A 21,242-nucleotide genomic window follows, 5' to 3' on the forward strand; every position below is an offset into this window, starting at 1 on the left:
TCTCCCCTCATGGCGATCGCGAACGAACCCTCATCGACACCGGGCAAGTCTGGCGTGGACCTGGACTGGCTGGCCTCGAAGATCCCTTATGGCCTCTATCAGGATTGCGTCCATTGCGGGCTCTGCACCGCGAGTTGTCCGACCTACGTCGAGACGTCGGACGAGAATGACAGCCCTCGCGGCCGGATCTATCTGATGCGCGCGGTCGCCGATGGTCGGGTCGGGGCCTCGGCCGAGGTCCGCAAGCATCTCGATCTCTGCCTCGACTGCCGGGCCTGCGAATCGGCCTGCCCGTCGGGAGTCCAGTACGGCAAGATCATCGAGCCCTTCAAGGTCGCGCTTCATGCTTCGGCCCCGTCCTCGGACCGGACCGGATTACTGCAGCGCCTGATCCTCCATCACCTGTTCCCGTTCGCCGGTCGGGTCAAGTTGGCACTGGCCCCAGCCCGGTTCCTCCAGAAGTTCGGGGCGCTCGACCTGGCCGATCGGGTGGGCCTGACCCGGCTCCTTCCCCCAACACTCCGGCGGTTGCAGGGCATGCTACCGACCTTGACGGGTCCGGGAAGCCGATTGCCGGAAGTCCTCCCGCCGATCGGGCCGAAGCGGGCGAGGGTCGCCCTCTTTCTCGGTTGCGTGGCCGATGCGATGTTTCCCGAGACCAACGCCGCAACCGCCCGGGTCCTCCAGGCCAACGGCTGCGAGGTCGTCGTGCCTCCAGGGCAGGGATGTTGCGGGGCCATCCATTACCACTCCGGCTCCGAGGCCCCTGCGCTCGAGATGGCCCGCCGGAATATCGCGGTCTTCGATCCCGACGACTTCGACGCCATCATCGTCAACGCCGCCGGTTGCGGGGCGATGCTCAAGGATTACGCCCATCTCCTGCCACCTGACGATCAGGAAGCCGCCCGGAAGTTCGTGAGCAAGGTTCGCGACATCTCCGAGTTCCTGGTCGGTCTCGGCCCAATCGCCCCGAAGCATTCCCTCCCGCTCAAGGTCACCTATCACGACGCTTGTCACCTTTGCCACGGACAGCAGATACGTTCCGAGCCTCGACAACTCCTGGGTATGATTCCCGGAATCGAGCTGGTCCCGCTGGACGAGAGCGAACTTTGCTGTGGGGCGGCGGGGACCTACAACCTCACCCAGCCCGAGATGTCCGAGCGGCTCGGCAAGCGCAAGATGGATCGGATCGCCGCGACCGGGGCCACCCTGGTCGCGACCGGTAACGTCGGGTGTATCCTCCAGATCGCCCGCCAGGTCAAGCAGTCGGGCCGGGCCATCCGGGTCGCCCACCCGGTCGACCTGCTGGACCAGGCCTATCGAGGGACCTCGCGATGAGGATCGAGACGCTCTATGTGATCCTCGACCGGAACGGCAAGTCCCGCGTCGTTCGGGATCAGACGACCGACTCGATCAGCCTGAACGAGCTCCTCGCCGATGGATGGCGGCCGACGCGGGAAACTCCCTTCGGCGGGAGCGGAATCGAGATCCTGATCCTCCTGGAGCGAGAGGCCGAGGGGTCGTTCGGGTTCGGCTTCAGGCCGAGTTGATCCGCGCGAGTATCGCCTCGATCAGCAGGCCCAGCCTTTGGCCCGCCTCTTCACCGGTCTCGATCACTTCTTCATGCGTGATCGCCTCGCCGGTGATCCCGGCGGCGGCATTGGTGACCAGTGCAAAAGCCAGGACGTCCATCCCGGCATGACGGGCGACGATTGCCTCGGGGACCGTCGACATCCCGACCACGTCGGCCCCGAGGGTCTGGAGCATCCGGATTTCGGCGGGTGTCTCGTAGCTCGGGCCGGGCAGGCAGGCGTAGACCCCTTCGCGAAGTGTCGAGCCGAGTCGGTCGGCCTCGATCCGGGCGATCCCGCGAAGCTCGGGCGAATAAACGCGGGTCATGTCGGGAAATCGGGTCCCGAGCCGTTCGTCGTTCGTCCCTCTCAGCGGGTTCGACCCGATCAGGTTCAGGTGGTCGGAGAGGCAGACGAGGTCGCCCGGCTGGAAGTCGGAATGGATGCCGCCGGTGGCGGCGGTGAGGATCAAGGTCTTCACGCCGAGGGCCTGCAAGACGCGCACGGGGAAAGTCACGGTCTCTAGGTCATGCCCTTCATAAAAGTGAAATCGACCTTGAAGTGCGGCCACTCGGGTCGGTCCCAGGTGGCCGACCAGGAAGTTTCCCAGGTGCCCGGCAACGGTCGGCCGGGGGAAGTTCGGGATCTCAGCATAAGGGACAACCGTTGGATCCGAGAGTCGGTCGGCCAGCTCGCCCAGGCCGGAGCCGAGGACGATGGCAATCGTCGGCGGATCCTGGATCCGAGTCCTGAGGAAATCGGCGGAGGCCGCGATCCGGTCGTGAAGCCTGGTCATAGGAGGATCCCCGCGATGCAGGCCGAGAGGAAGTTGGCCAGCGTCCCCGCCAGCAAGGCCCTGAAGCCGAGCTGGGCCAGATCGACGCGTCGCTCGGGAGCCAGGGCTCCGATCCCTCCGAGCTGGATCCCGATCGAGCTGAAGTTCGCGAAGCCGCAGAGGGCATAGGTCGCGATCGTGAACGAACGGGGGTCGATCGAGCCTTTGAGGTCCTTCAACTGCCCATAGGCGATCAGCTCATTGAGGACGGTCCGGGTTCCCAGCAAGCCGCCCACGACCGGGCAGTCACGCCAGGGGATTCCCAGGAGGAACGCGACCGGCGACAGGATCATCCCGAACAGGGATTGCAACGAGGTTCCGACATAACTCAGGCCCTTATTCATCAACGCTATCAGCGCCAGGAACGAGATCAACATGGCCGCGATGTTCAGGGCCAGTTGGAGCCCCTCGCGAGTCCCTCGCGAGGCGGCGTCCAGGAGGTTGGCGTCGGGTCGCGAGGCATCCGGCCGCGCATTGCCGAGGGTCTCGGGATTCCCCGTCTCCGGGATCAACATCTTGGAGAGCAGGATCGTCCCGGGAGCGGTCATGATGACCGCCGTCAGAATGTGACGGGGCTCGACCCCGAAGGCGAAATAAGCTGCCATGACCCCGCCCGAGACGTGAGCCATTCCCGAGGTCATCACCGTCAGCAATTCCGATCGAGTCAATCGAGGGAGGTAAGGCCGAATGGTCAGCGGGGCCTCGGTCTGGCCGAGGAACAGCGACGCCGCCACGTTGAGCGACTCGGCCCCGCTCGCCCCCATCAGCCGTTCCATCACCAGGGCCAGGAGTCGGACGACCCATTGCATGACCCCGAGGTGATAGAGGACCGCGAACAGCGCGGCGACGAAGATCACGGTCGGAAGGACCCGAAACGCGAAGACGAAGCCAGCCGGCCCGCCGGGGGCGACGAGTTTCTCGCCGAAGACGAACGCCGATCCGTCCATCGCACAATCGAGCACTCCTTTCACGAAGCCGCCCGCCCGTTCCAGGGCGATTCGCCCCCAGGTCACTCGCAGGACGATCAAGGCGAACGCCCACTGGAGGAGAAGTCCCCAGATTACGACCCTCCGCGAGATTGCCCGGCGGTCGCTCGACAAGGCGTAGACCAACGCAAGAATTGCGACGATGCCAAGAAGGCTCTGCAACCGTTCGGTCGGCATCCGGGGGCCTTTCCGTCAGATTCGTTCGACAATCAGGGGTTCGACCGTGACCGGCCCCGGCTCGACCCGGTAGGCTTCGCCGATCATGGTCAAGGCGTCCTCGATCCCCGGCTGGTCATTGACCAGGACCGTGCAAAGCGGCTCCCCGACCTCGACGCGGTCTCCCACCTTCTTGTGGAGGATCACGCCGACCGCGTGGTCGATCGCCGAGTCGACCCGGGATCGACCGGCCCCGAGCATCATCGTCGCGTGGCCGATCGGTCGGGCGGCCAGCGAGTGGACGTAGCCCGCGACCTTGGAGTCGACCTCGATCGAGCCATTGGGCTGGGGGAGCTTCGACAGGTCGTCGATCGCATGAGCGTCCCCCCCCTGAGCGGCTACGACCTTCCGGAAATGGGCCAGGGCCGATCCGTCGGAGATCGTCCGCCAGCAACGCTCCCGGGCTTCTTCAAGGGTCGAGGCAACATCGCCCATCAAGACCATCTCGGCGGCCAGTTCGACCGACAGGTCCATGAGGTCGCCCGGCCCGTGCCCTCGGAGGCATTCCACGCACTCGGCCACCTCGACCGCATTCCCCACGGCCTTCCCGAGCGGCTGTTCCATTCGCGTGATCAAGGCTCGCATCTTCTTGCCCAGCCCCTGGCCGATCGCGACCATCGAACGGGCCAGGGCTCGCGAGTCTTCCAGTCGTTCCATGAACGCGCCATTGCCCGTCTTCACGTCGAGGACCAACCCATCGATCCCTTCGGCCAGCTTCTTGGACATGATCGAGGCCGAGATCAAGGGAATCGACTCGACCGTGGCCGTGGCATCGCGCAGGGCGTAGAGCATCTTGTCGGCGGGGGCGATCTCGGCGGTCTGGCCGATCAGGACCAGCCCGCATTCGTTCAGGACCGCCTTGTAACGTTCCAGGTCGAGGTCGACCCGGAAGCCGGGGATCGATTCCAGCTTATCGAGCGTCCCCCCGGTGTGACCCAGGCCCCGGCCCGAGACCATCGGCACCGGGACTCCGGCCGCTGCCGCGATCGGCGCGAGGATGAGCGAGGTCTTGTCCCCCACGCCGCCGGTGCTGTGCTTGTCGATCTTCAGGCCTGGTGTTTCCGAGAGGTCGACGATCGAGCCAGAACGCATCATGGCGTCGGTCAGGGCGGCGGTCTCCCGATCAGTCATCCCGCGCCAGAGGATCGCCATCAGGAGCGCAGACCACTGGTAATCGGCCACGTCCCGGCCGATTCCTTCGACCATCCAATCGATTTCCTCGACCGACAGGTCCGACCCTTCCCGCTTCTTGCGGATGATGTCCACCGCACGCATGATCATTCCTCGGTGGGTCGTGTTACTTGGTCGCGAACTGGCGGTCGCCGGCATCGCCGAGGCCGGGATAGATGAAGCCAACCTCGTTCAGTCGATCGTCGATCGCACCGACGTGGATGGGAATGTCGGGCATCGCCCGGGTGAGATGGGCGATCCCCTCGGGAGCCGCCAGGAGGGCCAGGAATTTGATCCGGGTTGCTCCACATGCCTTGACCAGCTCGCAAGCCCGGGCCGCGGACCCGCCGGTGGCCAGCATCGGGTCGACGACCAGGACCAGGCCGACCTTGGCGACATTCGGCACCCGGGTGTAATACTGCTCGGGCAGGAGCGTATGCTCATCGCGACGAAGGCCGATATGCCAGACCTCGGCCTCGGGGATCACGTCGAGGATCCCATCGGCCATCCCTAGCCCGGCCCGGAGGACGGGGACGATGGCGACCGACTCCGCCAGGATCGGGCAACTCGTCCTTGCGAGGGGGGTCTCGATCTCGACCGAATGCATCGCCAGGTCGGTCGTCGCTTCGGCGGCCAGCAGCATGGCCGAGACTCGGACCAGACGCCGGAACTCGGCGGGGGCCGTGGCGACATCGCGCAGCGCAGCAATCTTACTCAGGACCAGCGGGTGATTCGACGGATGCACCGATGCCACGAAGTCACTCCGGGAGGGGCTTTCGGAGGAGTCGCCGATCACGAGGAGAGACGGCGTTCAAGGTCTCCAAATAGTACACCAGCGGGACGACGACGAGGGGAGGCGATTCCGATTTGACCAAGAATTTGCGAACCAAATAGACAACGCCCGGCCCTCCTTGCGGGAGGGCCGGGCGTTGAGGATCGATTCGATCGGTTCGAAGACGTCAGGCCTTGGCCTTTTCGAGCTGGACCTTCTTGACGATGTCTTCCTGGAATCGGGCGGGCAGTTTCTGGTACTTGAGGAACTCCATGCTGAAGCTCCCCTTGCCCTGGGTCATGCTCCGGAGGTCATTCGAGTAGCCGAACATCTCGGAGAGAGGCACTTCGGCCATGATCACCGAGAATTGCCCGCGCCCTTCGGTGCCCAGGATCACGCCTCGCTTCGAAGAGATCGCCCCGGTCACCGGCCCCTGGAACTCGGTGGGGACCTCGACTTCGACCTTCATGATCGGTTCGAGGAGGACCGGGTCGGCCTTGCGGAACGTCTCGCGGAAGCAGTCGCGGGCACAAATCTGGAAAGCCATGTCCGACGAGTCAACGTCGTGGTACGAGCCGTCCTGGAGGATCATCTTGACACCCAGCACCTCGAAGCCGGCGACCGGTCCCTTGTGCAGCGAGTCGCGGAAACCCTTCTCGACCGAGGGGATGTATTCGGACGGGATGCGCCCTCCGGTGACCTCGTTCTCGAAGATGAACGGCTCGGGAGAATCCTCGGGCATCGGCTCCAGGATGCCCTTGATGTGGGCATACTGGCCCGATCCGCCGGTCTGCTTCCGGTGCTTGTAATCGAACGAGGTGGCCTTGGTGGGCGCCTCTCGATAGCTCACCTTGGGCATCCCGACGGTGCAGTCGACCTTGTACTCGCGGCGGATCCGCTCGACGTAGATCTCCAGGTGAAGTTCACCCATCCCGGAAATGATCGTCTCGCTGGTCTCCTTGTCCACGTGGACCCGGAAGGTCGGGTCTTCCCGCATGAACCGGTTCAGGGCCTTCGAAAGCTTATCCTGATCGCCCCGCTTGTTCGGCGAGACGGCCAGGTCGATCACGGGCTCTGCGGCGTAGATGCTCTCCAGGGAGTAATTCGTCCCCTCGTCGCAATACGTATCGCCGGTGGCACACTCGATCCCCATGACGGCGACGATGTCGCCGGCCCCGGCGAAGTCGATATCTTCCTTCTCGTCCGCGTGAACGCGGAGGATTCGGCTGATCCGGGCCTTCTTCCGCTGGCGTGAATTCCAGTAGAACTGCCCCTTCTTGAGCGTCCCCTGGTAGATCCGCATGTAGGTGACCTGTCCGAAGGCCTCCTCGACGAGCTTGAACGCCATGGCGACCATCGGCTTTTCGGGGTCGGCGGCGAGGGGGACCTCGGCCATCCCATCATCGTTGTCTTTGGCGTGGATCTCGCGATCCAGCGGGCTGGGCAGGTACGCGTTCACGGCATCCAGGAGGAGCTGCACGCCCTTATTCTTGTAGGCCGAGCCGACCAGGACCGGGCAGATCTGCTGGGCGATCGTGGCCTCGCGGAGAGTGGAGTGGATCAGGTCGAGCGGGACCTCCTGCTCTTCGAGGAGCAGTTCCATGATCCGATCCGAGACCAACGAGAGGGCTTCGAGCATGCCCTGGCGGGCGCGATCGGAGGCCTCGACGAATTCGGCCGGGATCGGCTCGCGACGGACGGTCAGGCCCTTGTCCCCTTCGAAGTAGACGGCCTCGCGATTGATCAGGTCGATCACGCCGCCGAAATCGGCCTCGCCCCCGATCGGGAGCTGGATCGGGACCGTGGTCAGGCCCAGCTTGCTCTCCAACTGGGAGATGACGTTCTGCGGGTTCGCGCCGGTCCGGTCCATCTTGTTGATGAAGGCCAGGCGCGGGACGCGGTATCGCTTCATCTGTCGGTCGACCGTGATCGACTGCGACTGCACGCCGGCCACCGCGCAAAGGACCAGGACCGCACCGTCGAGGACGCGGAGCGACCGCTCAACCTCGACGGTGAAGTCGACGTGCCCCGGGGTATCGATGATGTTGATCTTCTTGTCGAGCCACTGGACGGTCGTCGCGGCCGACGTGATCGTGATGCCGCGCTCCTTCTCCAGCTCCATGTGGTCCATCTTCGCGCCTTCGCCCCGGACCTCCTTGATCGAGTGGCTCTTGCCCGAATAGAACAGGACACGCTCGGTCAGCGTGGTCTTGCCCGAGTCGATATGGGCCGAGATGCCGATGTTGCGGACGTTCTCGAGGTTTTCCATGAGCGGTAGCGTCTAATTCGAAGGGCGGTAATGGCCCCTCGTCCCAAGATCAGCCGAATTTCGCCAGGCTGGGGGTGGCTCGACCCATCCAACCGGGAGGGGCCGAAAAGGATAGTGGACGGAAGGCTCGAAGACGGGATCGAGTCCCGATCCCGTTTGGGTGGGTACGGACCGAGACCCGACGTCGTCGGGGGAAGTCATCCCGAACTCTTCCGAGGTCTCCGGACCATCATGATATCGGTCCGGTCTCGTGGGTCAAGTCCGACTCGGGTCAGACCGGTCACTAAAAATACGATAATCAGGGCTTTCTGTTCACCCCAATCTGTTGATCGGGCGATTTTCCCGGCATTTGTAGGGGGATGGCGAAATTGCCGACATTTCGGGGCGAGGAACTATTTCCGAATTTTCGGGTCCAAGATCAGGACCGTGCGCTCGAATAGGTCGTCGAGTCGTTCGATCGTGAATTGTACACACAATCCCGATAATGGGGATTTGACATCCATGGACGGTCGCATTACGATCTCCACGACAAATGTCAGAAAAGCGAACTGTGCGACGGATTGATCGCTCGATAGGGGGGTGAGGGACTGATGGATCCGACGACGATGCCATCGCCGGTGATGCCGAAACTCCTGATACCCGGATATCCCCAATGGTCCTGGCGCCAGCGCGAGCGGGGTGTCTTGCTCTTTCTATCCTACGCTTCGGCCCTGGTCGTGGGAATCGACGCGTGGGGGACGCTGCTTGGCCTGATCCTGATCGCCTTCGCCTTCGCGACTCATGCCTACTCGGCCGCCGACGCGATCCGCCAGCATGCTTTCCCGGGTTTCGGGAGAGTTGTCCCGTCCGTGACGGCCTCGGCCGGCCTGGGGGCATTCTGCTATGCACCCGCCCTGGCGATGGCCTCGGCCTTGGCCTGGCCGATCGTACCCGAGGAACGCTCTCGCGAAGGCTTCCTGATCAATCTCTGGGCTTACGCCCGCCAGGAACCTCAACCCGGGGAAACGGTCTGGCTCCGCCCTTCGAAAGGAACTCGTCCCAAGATGGCTCGGATCGTCGCCGGGCCTGGACAGAGGGTGGAATGGTCGAATCGGGTCTTGCGGGTCGATGGCAGTCCGGTCGATGGGTCGAGATTCTCGACGATCGATTCGCCCTGGGAAATGAAGATGGAAATCCCTCCGGATTACATCCTGGTGAGTCTGGGGATGCAACCTCTTAACAGCCCCCCGGTCCCGGGAAATTGGGAGATCATACATCGGGGGGAGGTCCGAGGGCGGGCCTGGGCCAGGTCCTATCCATTCTGGAAGCGCGGTCTCTTGCGCTGACTCTTCAGAATTCTCCAAGATCGAGATTCTGATCGGTCCGGAAGGATTGGCTCGCGACATCGCCTTCATCTCATGCTACGATCTGAAATCTGGAGAGCCGTGATAAGGCGGGAAACCGCCAGTCGAGGGTCGTGGGCTCGAGGTCCCGAAATCCTTTCGGTTCCCCCATCCTCCCTTGTCGACGGCCCCGGCCAGGACGCGGTTCATGGAGCGACTTTGGGCCCCCTGGCGAGCCCAGTATATCAAGGATGCCTCGGGACGAGGGCCTTCGGCCGATGACGGCTGTTTCCTCTGTCGAGGCCTGGCTGCGGACCAGACTCTCGATCGAGCCAACCTCCTGGCCTGGCGAGGTCCTCATTCGGCGGTCTTTTTGAACCGATACCCTTACAACAATGGCCACCTGTTGGTGGCTCCGTTGGTCCATAAAGGGGCTCTCGGTGAACTCTCCGGTCCCGAACTCGCGGAGCCAATCGAGACGGTCCGGCGATTGATCGGCATTCTCGACCGGATGTTGCGTCCCGAAGGTTATAATGTCGGCTTGAATCTGGGAAAGTCGGCCGGAGCCGGACTTCCCGGACACCTTCACTGGCATGTGGTCCCTCGATGGGATGGCGACACCAATTTCATGCCGGTGCTCGGACAGACCAAGGTGATCGTCGAAAGTCTCGACGAATTTTATGACCGGCTCGCGCTGGAACTGGCCCTCCCGGACTGACGCAGGGCTTACCAACCGATCATCAGCCTCGATCCTTTATCTCGGTCGATCCTTCCCCGGTTAGAACCGGAATTGTTGGTGAGGTCTCGAATTCATGCTGCTGAATATCATCCGAGCCATCTTCGTCCTGGTCGTGGGCGGCCTCGGCGTGAGGCTCGCCCAGGCGACCGAGGGTTCCTTCAACTGGGTCTTGCTGTTCGGGGGCGTCCTCGCCGCCGCGATCCTGGTCCTCATCGTCGATATCTTCACTCCTCATAAACGAATTCAAACGATCTCGGCCATCTATTTCGGGCTGATCGTCGGCCTCATCCTCAGCAACCTGGTCCAGAGTGCGATCGAGCCCACGCTCACGGTCTTCCTGGCGTCCGTCCCGACCCAGCGGGCAGTGCATGGGCTGGTCACGGTCCTGATCTGCTACGCTTGCATCAGCACTCTCCTCCAGACCAAGGATGATTTTCGATTCATCATCCCTTACATGGAATTTTCGAAGGAAGTGAAGGGCACACGTCCGCTGGTCCTCGATACGTCGGTCGTTATCGACGGTCGGATTGCCGACGTGGCGGAGACGCGAGTCATCGATCAGCCCTTGATCGTCCCCCGATTCGTCCTCCAGGAACTTCAGGGGATCGCCGATAGCTCGGACAAGCTCCGGAGGAATCGGGGTCGTCGGGGCCTCGACATTCTCAACAAACTCCAGAAGTCGACGGGCGTTGAGGTGAAAATCTACGACGCCGAGATTCCCGAGTTGGCGGGAGTTCGCGAGGTAGACCAGAAGCTAGTGGTCCTCGCCAAGCATCTCGGCGGTCGGGTCGTGACCAACGATTACAACCTCAACAAGATCGCCCGCCTCCAGGGAGTCGAGGTCATCAACCTGAATGACCTCGCCAATGCGTTGAAGCCGATCGTCCTGCCCGGCGAAACCCTGATGGTGAAGATCCTCAAGCGAGGCGAAGAGCCCGGTCAGGGTGTGGGTTACCTGGACGACGGGACCATGGTGGTCACCGAGCATGGGCAGCAACATCTGGGCGAGATGGTCCGCCTGACGGTCACCAGCGTCCTCCAGACCAGCGCCGGTCGGATGATTTTCGGGCGGGTCGACCACCCGGGAGCCCTGGGTCGGCCTTCCACCAACACGCCTCCCCCGGGCCCGCCCCTGGGACCTCAGTCCGACCGCCCTCGTCCTTGAGATTCGCGGAGTTCACTCGATCGCCAGTTAAGAAAGAGTTCTCGAAGGCGCCCGACACGCCTATCGGAGCGATCAGGTCATGTCCCCCCGAGGAAAGGTCTGGCTGATTGGCCTGAGCCTGCTGGCCGGACTGGGGGTAATCGCCGCCGGGTATTCAACCTCTCGAGATTTGCTCGTTCCAGCGGCCTTGATCGCTCTCGGCCTGATCGCTCTCGGATCCGAGGTTGCGAACTTACGATCGATCGCAAAACAGCCCATGCGTTCGGAGCCTCCTCCTGGGGCACTTCCCGCCGATGGGGTCGTCGAACGGGCTCCGATGTCGTGGGTCGAGGGGATCCCGCTGGTGGAAGACCCCCAATGGCGTCGTTTCGTCCGACTTGAGCCGGGGTCTCCCTCCCTCATCCACCAGGAACCTTTACGGGCCGAAAATCCGACGATGCTCGGGAAAGTGGCGTTGATCTCGGTTTTCGTCGGTCTCGACGGTAACTCCTGGTCTGGAGAGGAGATCGACCAGGCTCACCGCTCGCTGATCAACGCCGGATCCTGGATCGAACGTGAAGCCCATCGATGGAATGCGCTCGTCAATATTGCCATCGCAGACACCTTCTTTTTGATGGATGACCAGGCCGAGGAGCCGGTCGAGGTGGACTTCTTGCCCGAAGGTGACGATGTCGGTCCGATGGAAGCGAATGCCTCGGCCAAGGCCTTCGCTGCCGCGAGTCGAGCGGCGGCAAGTTTGGGTTTCACCGATGTGGTCGGACTCTTTCGCGAGATTAATCCGAGAATCGAGTCGGACGCGAAGGTCTGGTTGTTCCACCTTCGGAGGAGAGGCCGGTCTCATGCCATCCCGGCAGCCGAAGGAGATATTTCCGGGGTAGGGCTCGCGATCTGCTATTCACGAGAGTCCAGCTTCCCCGAACCCTTGGACGGTCGCGGACGAGTCGATCCGACCACGGTCGCCCACGAACTACTCCATCTTTTCGGGGCCACCGACAAGTACGGCTCTTCGTTGTCGAGCTATCCCACGAACGCGGTGGGTCACCGAGACGTCATGCGACTGTCCTACGACGCACTAGGACGGATGACGATCGACTCGATGACGGCTTCGGAAATCGGTTGGCGATCAAGTTCCGGAATCAATCCTACCCATCAAAAAAAACCGCCCGGACCACGAAGGTCCGGGCGGTTCGGGTTAACTTGAAATGGGTGAAAACAATCGGTCCGATTCAATTCGCCTCGACCGACAGATCGGTCCTGGCGAGGTTGTTGGCCGTGTTGGCCGCGTCCGAAGCGCGGCGGGCGTCGGCGTACTTGGCCAGGGGAGCAGAATGCGACCCATCGCCGTAGACGCCGATCACCGTATGAAGGCCATGCAACACGCCCGTCTCGGCCCGCTGGAACAACCCGGACCTGATCAGCGAGGCGAGGTTACGCTGCCAGAGTTGGGTCTCGGCCAATTTCGTCTGCATGGCTTGCCCCTAAGTCAGGTGTGGATGGACCTTCCCATGGCCAATAGAGCGTCGGACCAAGCCGATCACTCTCCCTCAATTCTAAACGTCGAAATCACCAAGATTGTTCTCTGCCCACTCATTTCTCGAGTCTGGATTTTGCCGACGGCTCGACCAAGACTTTCTCATTATTAGCGAACCTTCGGTAATCGGGTAGAGCCGTCGCGTGAAGTACACGTTCGCGTGATCGAATTGAATTGCCGAAAATAAATTTCGAAACTTGTTGAGAATGTTCCAAGTCCAGGAGGGATTCAACTCTCGGAGCCAGTTTTACAGGATAACTCGCGTGGCGAAACTCGTGCCGTAATTCTGGTCTCCCATAAAAAATAAATCGCGACGAGTTTATTATTGGAATCATCCAACACGGATCACCTGCTGTCGCCTCGATTCTTGAGGAATCTTGGAGTGATCCGGCTCGTGACCGTTGTGGATATCAGGAGCGATCCAAATCGATCGTGAGTGAAAATCGTGCAAAACTGAAGAATTATTGGGCGACCCCCTTCGGTTTCACGATTCGTGTTTCGGGATTAGAATTTCCATCCGTCTCGGAGCAAATGAGATCGCGAGCCAGGGCGAGTGCTCCGTGGACGACCACATCCTCGCCGAGCTTGGCCGTCCTGATATCGAACGAGTCGAGGAACGGCGGAAACACTCTCCGGCGAGCCCAGTTCCGGATCGGGTCGAGCCAGAGGCGGTCCTCGATCAACGACACTCCACCACCCAGGATAATTCTTCGAGGGGCCAGGAGAGTCACCACATGCCCGATGGCCGTCCCCAATCCGCGGGTGGCCTGCTCCAGGATCGTGCGTGCCGAGGGGTCCCCCTGCCGGGCCTGGGCTGCGATGAATTCGGCATCGACCTCGGCTGGGTCTCGATCCCGAAATGCGGGGAGCTTCCGGGCGATTGATCCGATGGCCCAGCCGGAAGCCAGGTCTTCCAGTTGCCGAGGCTCCTCCTCACCGGACTCGATCCATAGATGTCCGATCTCCGCGGCTCCCATCCCTGAGCCTCGATAAATCCCACCATCCAGGATTAGCCCGCCCCCAATTCCACTGCCGATCGTGATATAGAAGATCGGAGAGAGGCCGACGCCCGCGCCGAAGCAAGATTCGCCCAGCCCGGCGGTATCCGCGTCGTTCTCGACCGCAACGAGGGGAATGCCGAGTTCCGATCGGGCCCATCCTCCCAGGTCGAAATCGTCCCACCCTCGGACTTGATGCGAACGGAGGATGGTCCCTCGGGTCGAATCCACCGGCCCACCGAACCCGATCCCGACCGCGTTGGGGAACTGGTCACAGACGTCGGTTCGTTGGAGAAGGGTCGGCAGTTCCTTCGCAATCTGATCCAGGATGCCTCGGGCGCCATTTCTCGGGACGATTTTCAACCGCGAGAGTGCGATCAAGGACCCATCCCCTCGACCGAGGCCGAGTTGGAGCTTGGTTCCGCCGATCTCAACTCCGAGAAGAAGGGGCTGCAACACGGTGTTCAAACCGTCGAGGCCGTGGCCGTCATCGAATTGGCGAAGCGTCGATTCAGGTCGTCGATGATCCAATGGAAAGCGACGAGGTGGAGCGACTCCACGATCCCCATGTCGTCGATCCCGGCGTGCATGTTGTGCTGGGCCAAGGACTTCAGGCGACCTCCGCCGAACCCGGTGATGCCTACGGTGGTCATCCCGTTGGTGTTGGCCCACTCCACGGCTTTGAGGATGTTCGGGCTATTTCCCGAGCCAGAGATCGCCAAAAGGGTGTCTCCGGGCGAGGCCAGGTTCTTCAGTTGTTCGATGAAGATCCGGTCGTACCCTTCATCATTTCCCCAGGCCATGATGCCGGCCGTGTTGTCGGTCAGGCTGAGCACCTTGAGCCGCTTCTGATTTTCGAAGTCGCGTAGGGTGCATTTGGCCAGATCTTCGCAGAGATGTGAGGCCGAGGAGCCCGATCCACCATTGCCGATGATGAAGACAAATCGACCGCTATGATAAGCGTCCTCGATGATCTGACTGACCTTCTCGATCTGTGCCAGATCCAGAGCCTCGATCTCCTGACAGACACGGGCCAGATAATCCCTGGCGTTCATCGACGATCCCAACATCGGGTATCCTCCCGCAAAGCCACATAACGTCGTCGATCTTCCGGATGGAGGCGTAATATACCCGCGAGATTACGGCCGATATACCCCGAAACTTGGGAGGATGCTCGCGACGGGTTCTGACGGAATTCGGAACTCTTCGCGAATCCTCGGATTCTTCCACCAAAATTCGACGGATCGCATCGCGAGACCGCACTAACGTATTCAGGTGGGGCTCTTGTACGTTGGCGGCTCACCACGAAACTCCCTGCTCGAGGCGATCCGATGCGACTGACGCTCCGTACCATGATCGCTTGGCTTGACGACAAGCTTTCACCACACGAAGTTCGCGAGATCGGGCAACAGGTGGCCGAGAGCCCCTTCGCGAAGGAACTCGTCCAGCGAGTCAAGAGAGTGACTCGCCAGCGGAGGCTTTCCGTACCCGGGGATAAGGGAGTTGAAGGTGTCGACCCGAATCTGGTCGCAAGCTACCTGGATAACGAACTCTCCCCGGAGAAAGTGTCCGAGTACGAGAAGCTTTGCTTGACCTCCGACGTGAATCTTGCCGAGGTCGCGAGCGTTCACCAGATCCTGAGCCTGATCGGTCAGAAAGCCAAGGTGCCCCCGGAGGCCAGATTGAGGATGTATCGCCTCATCAAGGGCCGAGAGGCCTCCGGTCACTCAGCGCCCTCGCGAAACCCTAAAGTCGAAAAGAATGGTCAAAAGGCGGCAGCAGCCGATCCAACCCTGGCCTGGTCGGCTGCCGCCCCCAAACATCGTCCGCTGATCGAACGATTCGGGCCGATCGCCCTGGTCTTGGGACTGATCGGGGTCCTGGCCGTTGCCGCGACATACACCCTTTCTCCCGAAGGAACCCCCCCCGAGGTCGCCCTGAACCAACCGGAGCCTCGGGAGGTCGCTCCGCTGCCGCTTCCGCAAGTCCCAGTCGAGCCGCCGGTCGAGAACCCCAGCGGGACCGAACCAAGGACAGACGAAGCTTCGACCCAGGTGATGGATGCTAGCGTCGAGGTACCCAAGGACGTCGACAAGCCGGATAGCTCCGAACCTGGCGTGATCGACTCGGTTCAGGGGCTGGTTCTTCGCCCATCAACCGATGGGAGCGGTTGGGACCGCGTCGAGCCGAAAGAGACGCTCAAGGAGGGCTCCCGCCTCCTCAATCTCGACCCGTTCAGGAACACGATCCGACTCGGTAAGTCGGAGGTCGAGCTGGTCGGCTCGACCGATGTTGTTGTGGACCAGCTCCTCGAAGATCAGCCCGCTCGGCTGGATTTGCGTCGAGGACGCATCTTGCTCCGTCCCTCCACCCCTCCCGCTACAATCTCCATGAAGTTCGATGACCAGAAAGTTGCCATCACCCCTCCCGACGGTGTTGCGGTCGGGATCGAGCGGACTCCGAGACTGCTGCCCGGACAGTCCGAACCGGTTCCCGCCCATGTCCGAATCTTCCTGCCCCAGGGCGAGGCAACACTGAAGGTGGACGATCGCGAGGAGAAACTGGAGGGTCCGGGCGAGATCACTCTTCAGATGTCCGGGCAGTTCACCGAACGCGGCCGACAGACTCCGCCTACCTGGGTGACCGAACAAGCTCCCTCGACCTTCGTCAAGGAAATCGGCGATCAGTTCGTCGCACTCTTACGCCCAGGGAGACCGATCCTCTCGGATCTCGTTGAGGCCATGGATGATCCTCAGAAAGATGTGAAGCGAATGGCGGTGGAGGCCCTCGGTTCCATCGGCGCGATGGAATTGGTGGTCACGGTCCTCGACCGCAAGGAAGATCCGGCCGTTCATCGGACGGTCGTTGAAGTCCTTCGGGCGGGATTGGCGCAGGGCGGTGAGACGGCGAAGGTCGTCCGAGAAGCCCTGGTCCGCCAGTATGGCGATTCCTGGGCTGCGATCTCCGAGCGTCTCATTATCGGCTTCAGTCCCGAAGAAGCCAAGGAAGAGGCGACGACCGAAAAGCTGGTGGAATACCTCACGGCTCCAAGCCGAGGGACACGCGAACTCGCCATCGACAATCTCAGGGCGGTGACGGGTCGAGACAGTCTGGAATACGACCCCGATTCGCCGGAAGGCAAGGGCCTGAAAGCCTGGCAGGACCTGATCCGCAAGAGTGAATCCAAGCCAGCCAGTGGGACCCCACGCTGAATATGATCCGGCCTAGAACCTGATCCAGAGGAGAGACTGCTTGAGCGGATCTTATCGAGAATATCGGACCGTGGCCGAGCGAGCCGCCGTCGAGGCGGGTCGGATCCTCCTGGACTCCTACGGTAAGGTCTCTGCTCGCGAGAAGGCGCCGGGAGATCTCGTAACCGAGGCCGATTCCGCCAGCCAGAGGAGGATTGCCCAGATTCTGGCCGAGGCCTTCCCCGATCATACCCTGCTTGCCGAGGAAGACGGGGTCGTACCCGACCCGGATAATCTATGGCGATGGGTGGTCGACCCGCTCGATGGAACCGTGAATTTCGCCCATAATTTCCCGTTCTGGTGCGTCTCCATCGCCCTCGAACACGCCGGCGAACTGGTCGTCGGCGTCATCCATAACCCGTTGACCGGTCAAACGTTTGCCGGATCGAAAGGGGAGGGAGCCGAGGTCGATGGCAGATCACTTCGGGTCTCCAAGGCCACCGGCCTCCACGAATCACTGATCTCGACCGGTTGGCCGACTCCCTTCGAGTCCGACGCGGATCGGACGATCGAGCATGCCAGACGGATGTCGACCGGCACTCATTCGATCCGGCGGACCGGCTCCACGGCGCTCAACCTGGCCTACGTGGCTTCGGGAGCCTTCGACGTCTTCTACGCTACCTCGATCCATCCCTGGGACGTGGCGGCCGGGGTGGTCCTGGTCCGCGAGGCGGGAGGAACTGTCACTTTGCTCGATGGGCTGTCGTACGACATGTATCGCCGAGAACTGCTCGCATCGAACGGCAACGTCCATGCTTCAGCAGTCGAGGCCCTGAGAACTGCCGGACTCGACCCGCAATGAGTCCGCGATGTTGGCGATTGTAGCGCCGACGTGATAAGATGGGAAGGCTGTCGGACCGGCGACGCGGTCGGTCGGATGGGCTCGAATCGTGCCCTTCCTCTTCGATTGGTCTTCACCCGAGGTCCAGAACGTTGAGGGAACTCCGGCTTTACTCCTCGATTTTCACCCTGGCACTGGTGGGGGCGATCGCCCTGACGGGCCAAGCGGCGCAAGAACCGAGAATTCCCGTCGGACCTGTCGGAGATTCGGACGAATCTCGCATCCCGATCTTCCTGAATGCTCCCTCGGATCTGGCCGAGTTCTGGAAGATGCTGGCTCGTCCCGACTTCGTGATCCTCAATGGCGATCAATATCGGAAGCTCCAGGGAGCAGCCCCGCAAGCCAAGCCGAGAGTAGATCCTTCCGGCGGAGCAATCGAATCGGTCGAGGTTTCGGGCGATGGCGATGGTGATTGGGCTCGGCTCGCGATTTCGCTGAAAGTCTCAAGCGCCCGCGATGGACCGAGCTGGACGCCGATCCGGCTGGATGGACTCAATCTTACGGAGGTCCGAGAGGGATCGAAGGAATTGCCGACGCGCATCGGCGAGGGGCGATCCTGGGAGATCGAGTTGCCGGGTCGGGGTGACCACACGGTCGAAATCCATTTACTCGCACCGATTCGGTCGACCTCCGAGGGGCGACGGCTCGACCTTTCGATTCCCCTGGCCGCTTCGACGCGGTTCGACCTCAAATTCCCGACCAAGATCAGCGATGCTAATACCGGGACCAACGAGCCGGTGGTCGTTGCTCCAGGGGTAGGTGAGAGTGGTTCCCGACTCGAAGCCCGGCTGAGCCCAAGGCCCCGGATCGAGCTGACATGGCGGGAGCGGGCCGACCCGGCCGTGACGCTCCCCGCTTTGCTCTCGGCCCAGGGCGAGATCGCGATGGATGTTGAACGGGGAGCCATCCGGACTCGAAGCTCCTGGATCCTCGGAGCCATTCGAGGTGTCGACTCCCAGATATCGATCGGCCTGGACTCCAATGAGGAGGTTCTGGACGTCGAGCTTGACGAGCGAGCGGTCCTGTTCGAGGTCCGGCCGAGTGGGGCTCGATCGGTCCTCTCCATCCCCCTCGCCGATCCCTTACGGGCCAATATCACGCGTTCGCTGGTGATCAACACGCGGAGACCGATCGAGTCGGGTGGCTCGACCCGTGTGTCGATCCAGGGGTACGCCTTCGAGCATGCCAAGGTCCAGACCGGCGTCCTGGCGATCGTGCGGAGCGGCCCAATTTTCCTCAACCCGAGTCCCGGTCGGGCCCTCCGGAGGATCGACCCGAGGACGGAGCTTCCCGAGACACTCCGGGCTCGTCCCGATACCGCCCTGGCGTTCGAGTTTAATGATCAGCCGTTCGATCTGGGTTTGGTGGTCGAACCCGCCCCTCCTCGCCTCCTCGTCGAGAATCGATCGACCATTGCGCTCGACCCCAGGTCAGCCCGAATCGATACGCTACTCACCTGCCGGACCTCACAAGGCCGGACCTTCGAACTGGCCGTGCTCTTGCCCGAGAATCTGGCTTTCGAAGGGGCCGGCCCTCCCGAGGTGGTTGCCTCGGCACAGGTGGTCCCCTTGAGGCCGAAGGAAGGGGGAGAGGAAGGTGCGGAAGTCGCCAGGATCCTCACCATCACCCTGAGCCTCCAGGCCCGCGAAGCCGAATCATTCGTGGTTCAGTTGAAAGGGCGTTACGCGATTGACGCATCCAAACCCGTGGCCATCCCACTGTTTCAGCCGATGGCCGACTCGACGATCGGGAGCCGATTTGCCCTGGTCTCCGAGCGCAACGTCCTGGCCGAGCTGGCCGAGGCTGGAGATTCAACTTCTCCGTTCCGGGTCGATTGGGATGCGTCCTCGATCGACTGGACCTGGCCGGGTCGGAAGCCAGGCCCTGAACTCGGCCTGCTCTGGCTTAGGTCGGATGCGGCCCCTCGATCTCTCCCACTCAAGCTGACCATCCGACCCCGGTCGATCCGCCATGAATCCACCACCACTGCGACCTTTGAACGAAGGTGGGTCGAGGTCTTGGACGAGGTTTCCGGGGAAGTTTCATTCGGGTCGGTCAATCGGCTCGACATCGCCCTTCCGCCCGAGGTACCCGCTCGATGGGATGTCGAAGGGGTGGATCTCGCGGGCCGGGAAGCGATCGGACAGGACCCCGATGGGACTCGTCGTTATCGCCTCAAGTTCGCTCGCGACTACTCCGAATCGTTTCGACTCCGGATTCGTTACCGAATTCCCTTTCCCGAGCCTTTGGCCGCAGGGCATTCCATTCGGACACAGCTGGGACCGATCCGCGTCCTGGAGGGAACGACGATCGGGCAGAATTTCCGAGCGTTGTCCGATCCCGGGATCGAGTTGGTGAGCGACCCGAAGGGTTGGTCGGTCTCATCATTGACGGAACCGATTGCCGAACCCGGGCCAACACTCCGAATCACGCTCCATCGGCCCGAAGACAAGCCCGGCCCGGTCGCGATCGAGGCTCGGCTCGGCCCGCAGCTCGCCTTGCCGAACCTGGTCGTTTCCCGACTCTGGCTCCGGACGACCCAACGGCCTGAAGGCGATCTGGCGACCATGGCCTCGTTCTGGATCGTGAGCCGGGAAGGTTCGATGTCGCTCGCCCTTCCTCCGGGCGCTCGATGGATCCGTTCTCGAATCGGGGGACGGGAGGTCGCCGAGGGGATGGTCGAAGGCGTCGGCGAGGACGAATACAAACTCCTTTTCCCGACCACGACGCCGGCCGGCCCCGTGTTGGTCGTGGTGGAGTACGAAGTTCCCGCCGCCAAGGCGACCCGGTCCTGGCTTCCCCCCAGGGTCCTTGATGGCGGGGTGATTCAGCAGTCGGTCTGGGAAGTTCGCCTGATTGGCAGTCGCGCGGGGATCGGGACGCCTCCCGGATGGGTCGAGGAGAACGAGTGGTACTGGGAAAGCTTCCTTTACCGTCGGAGGCCCTGGAGGAGCCCTGCGGAATTGATGTCATGGATCAATGGAGGGAACTCTCGCCTGACCTCGGTTGATTTTGTCGACGGGGATGATCCGGTCGGGCGTCATAGTTATCTGTTCGGGCGGTCGGGACCACCCATGGCCTTGTCCTTCGCGGTGTTCTCTCGATTTGCGTTGGTGCTCATTTGCTCGGGCCCGATCCTCCTGGCCGGTCTGCTCGTCCTGGCTCGAAAGCCACCCCCCCGGCTCGTCGGGGGCATCGCCCTTTCACTGACCCTGGGAATCGCCGCGTTCGCCGAAGGGAGCTTCACGATCCCCATGGCTCAATCCGCCCTCCCGGGTCTGGCCCTCTGGATCGGGGCGTTGGTGATCAACGGAGTCCTGGAGCGTCGCGATCGCGGCCTCGGGGCGGTCGTCTCCAGCCGTGAAGGGAACGTTCCCCCATCCGGATTCTCGGTCGAGGCTTCACCGGGCCTTGGTTCGGACGACTCGACGGCCATCCGAGTGAGGCCGCCGACCCCTTCGGCCATCTCCACGGCCGACCATATCGTCCTCACTCGAATCGCCGGACGCCCGGCCGACGAAGCCTCGACGACCGGACCAAGGGATCCCCGATGATCGGCCCTTTCCGACAGACCGG

General features: G+C 62.3%; 17 protein-coding genes. 9 read left to right on the forward strand and 8 right to left on the reverse strand.

The window, feature by feature from the left end; genetic code table 11:
• Window positions 1-9 precede the first annotated feature (9 nt).
• Together P12x_RS06735 and P12x_RS06740 are read left to right on the forward strand one after the other, a co-directional pair.
• Window positions 10-1,338 carry a (Fe-S)-binding protein gene (locus P12x_RS06735; protein WP_435010118.1) on the forward strand — a complete coding sequence of 443 codons (1,329 nt, stop codon included), beginning with the start codon at window positions 10-12 and terminating at the stop codon, window positions 1,336-1,338.
• Entirely contained in the window at window positions 1,335-1,550 is a 216-nt protein-coding gene (locus P12x_RS06740; RefSeq protein WP_435010119.1) for a hypothetical protein, read from the forward strand. The genes P12x_RS06735 and P12x_RS06740 overlap by 4 nt, the downstream gene beginning before the upstream one ends.
• Here the strand turns inward: P12x_RS06740 and P12x_RS06745 are convergent.
• The 5 genes from P12x_RS06745 to fusA all read right to left on the reverse strand — a co-directional run bounded on the left by P12x_RS06745 (window position 1,537) and on the right by fusA (window position 7,819).
• Entirely contained in the window at window positions 1,537-2,367 is an 831-nt protein-coding gene (locus P12x_RS06745; protein ID WP_435010120.1) for a purine-nucleoside phosphorylase, read from the reverse strand. The two genes, P12x_RS06740 and P12x_RS06745, sit on opposite strands and share 14 nt — an antisense overlap.
• Window positions 2,364-3,569, reverse strand: a complete 1,206-nt coding sequence (locus P12x_RS06750) for a NupC/NupG family nucleoside CNT transporter (protein WP_435010121.1) — start codon at window positions 3,567-3,569, stop codon at window positions 2,364-2,366. Before P12x_RS06750 ends, P12x_RS06745 begins: the two co-directional genes overlap by 4 nt.
• Before the next feature lie 15 nt (window positions 3,570-3,584).
• Window positions 3,585-4,883 (reverse strand): thymidine phosphorylase, encoded by a 1,299-nt coding sequence (locus P12x_RS06755; RefSeq protein WP_435010122.1) that lies wholly within the window; start codon window positions 4,881-4,883, stop codon window positions 3,585-3,587.
• Window positions 4,884-4,905: 22 nt separating this feature from the next.
• Window positions 4,906-5,532 carry a uracil phosphoribosyltransferase gene (gene upp, locus P12x_RS06760; protein ID WP_435010123.1) on the reverse strand — a complete coding sequence of 209 codons (627 nt, stop codon included), beginning with the start codon at window positions 5,530-5,532 and terminating at the stop codon, window positions 4,906-4,908.
• A gap of 205 nt (window positions 5,533-5,737) precedes the next feature.
• Window positions 5,738-7,819, reverse strand: a complete 2,082-nt coding sequence (gene fusA / locus P12x_RS06765; RefSeq protein WP_435010124.1) for an elongation factor G — start codon at window positions 7,817-7,819, stop codon at window positions 5,738-5,740.
• 590 nt (window positions 7,820-8,409) lie between these two features.
• Here fusA and P12x_RS06770 point away from each other — a divergent pair.
• From P12x_RS06770 to P12x_RS06785, 4 genes are all read left to right on the forward strand, one after another.
• A complete protein-coding gene (locus tag P12x_RS06770; RefSeq protein WP_435010125.1) occupies window positions 8,410-9,144 on the forward strand; it encodes a S26 family signal peptidase in 735 nt (244 codons plus the stop codon).
• Between the two features lie 205 nt (window positions 9,145-9,349).
• A complete protein-coding gene (locus P12x_RS06775) occupies window positions 9,350-9,859 on the forward strand; it encodes an HIT family protein (RefSeq protein WP_435010126.1) in 510 nt (169 codons plus the stop codon).
• A 94-nt stretch (window positions 9,860-9,953) separates the two neighbouring features.
• Entirely contained in the window at window positions 9,954-11,045 is a 1,092-nt protein-coding gene (locus P12x_RS06780; RefSeq protein WP_435010127.1) for a PIN/TRAM domain-containing protein, read from the forward strand.
• Window positions 11,046-11,481: 436 nt separating this feature from the next.
• A complete protein-coding gene (locus P12x_RS06785) occupies window positions 11,482-12,246 on the forward strand; it encodes a hypothetical protein (protein WP_435010128.1) in 765 nt (254 codons plus the stop codon).
• Between the two features lie 25 nt (window positions 12,247-12,271).
• Here the strand turns inward: P12x_RS06785 and P12x_RS06790 are convergent, their stop codons facing one another.
• From P12x_RS06790 to P12x_RS06800, 3 genes are all read right to left on the reverse strand, one after another.
• Window positions 12,272-12,514, reverse strand: a complete 243-nt coding sequence (locus P12x_RS06790) for a hypothetical protein (RefSeq protein ID WP_435010129.1) — start codon at window positions 12,512-12,514, stop codon at window positions 12,272-12,274.
• A 523-nt stretch (window positions 12,515-13,037) separates the two neighbouring features.
• The gene (locus P12x_RS06795; protein ID WP_435010130.1) at window positions 13,038-14,033 is read right to left on the reverse strand and encodes an ROK family protein; all 996 of its coding nucleotides are present in this window, start codon (window positions 14,031-14,033) and stop codon (window positions 13,038-13,040) included.
• A gap of 5 nt (window positions 14,034-14,038) precedes the next feature.
• A complete protein-coding gene (locus P12x_RS06800) occupies window positions 14,039-14,644 on the reverse strand; it encodes an SIS domain-containing protein (protein WP_435010131.1) in 606 nt (201 codons plus the stop codon).
• Between the two features lie 261 nt (window positions 14,645-14,905).
• Between P12x_RS06800 and P12x_RS06805 the strand changes: the two genes are divergently transcribed.
• From P12x_RS06805 to P12x_RS06815, 3 genes are all read left to right on the forward strand, one after another.
• Entirely contained in the window at window positions 14,906-16,786 is a 1,881-nt protein-coding gene (locus P12x_RS06805) for a hypothetical protein (protein ID WP_435010132.1), read from the forward strand.
• A gap of 40 nt (window positions 16,787-16,826) precedes the next feature.
• The gene (locus tag P12x_RS06810; protein WP_435010133.1) at window positions 16,827-17,627 is read left to right on the forward strand and encodes an inositol monophosphatase family protein; all 801 of its coding nucleotides are present in this window, start codon (window positions 16,827-16,829) and stop codon (window positions 17,625-17,627) included.
• 131 nt (window positions 17,628-17,758) lie between these two features.
• Window positions 17,759-21,220 (forward strand): hypothetical protein, encoded by a 3,462-nt coding sequence (locus P12x_RS06815; RefSeq protein ID WP_435010134.1) that lies wholly within the window; start codon window positions 17,759-17,761, stop codon window positions 21,218-21,220.
• The last annotated feature ends 22 nt before the right edge of the window (window positions 21,221-21,242 follow it).

This window comes from Tundrisphaera lichenicola, assembly GCF_051175385.1.
Lineage (GTDB): Bacteria > Planctomycetota > Planctomycetia > Isosphaerales > Isosphaeraceae > Tundrisphaera > Tundrisphaera lichenicola.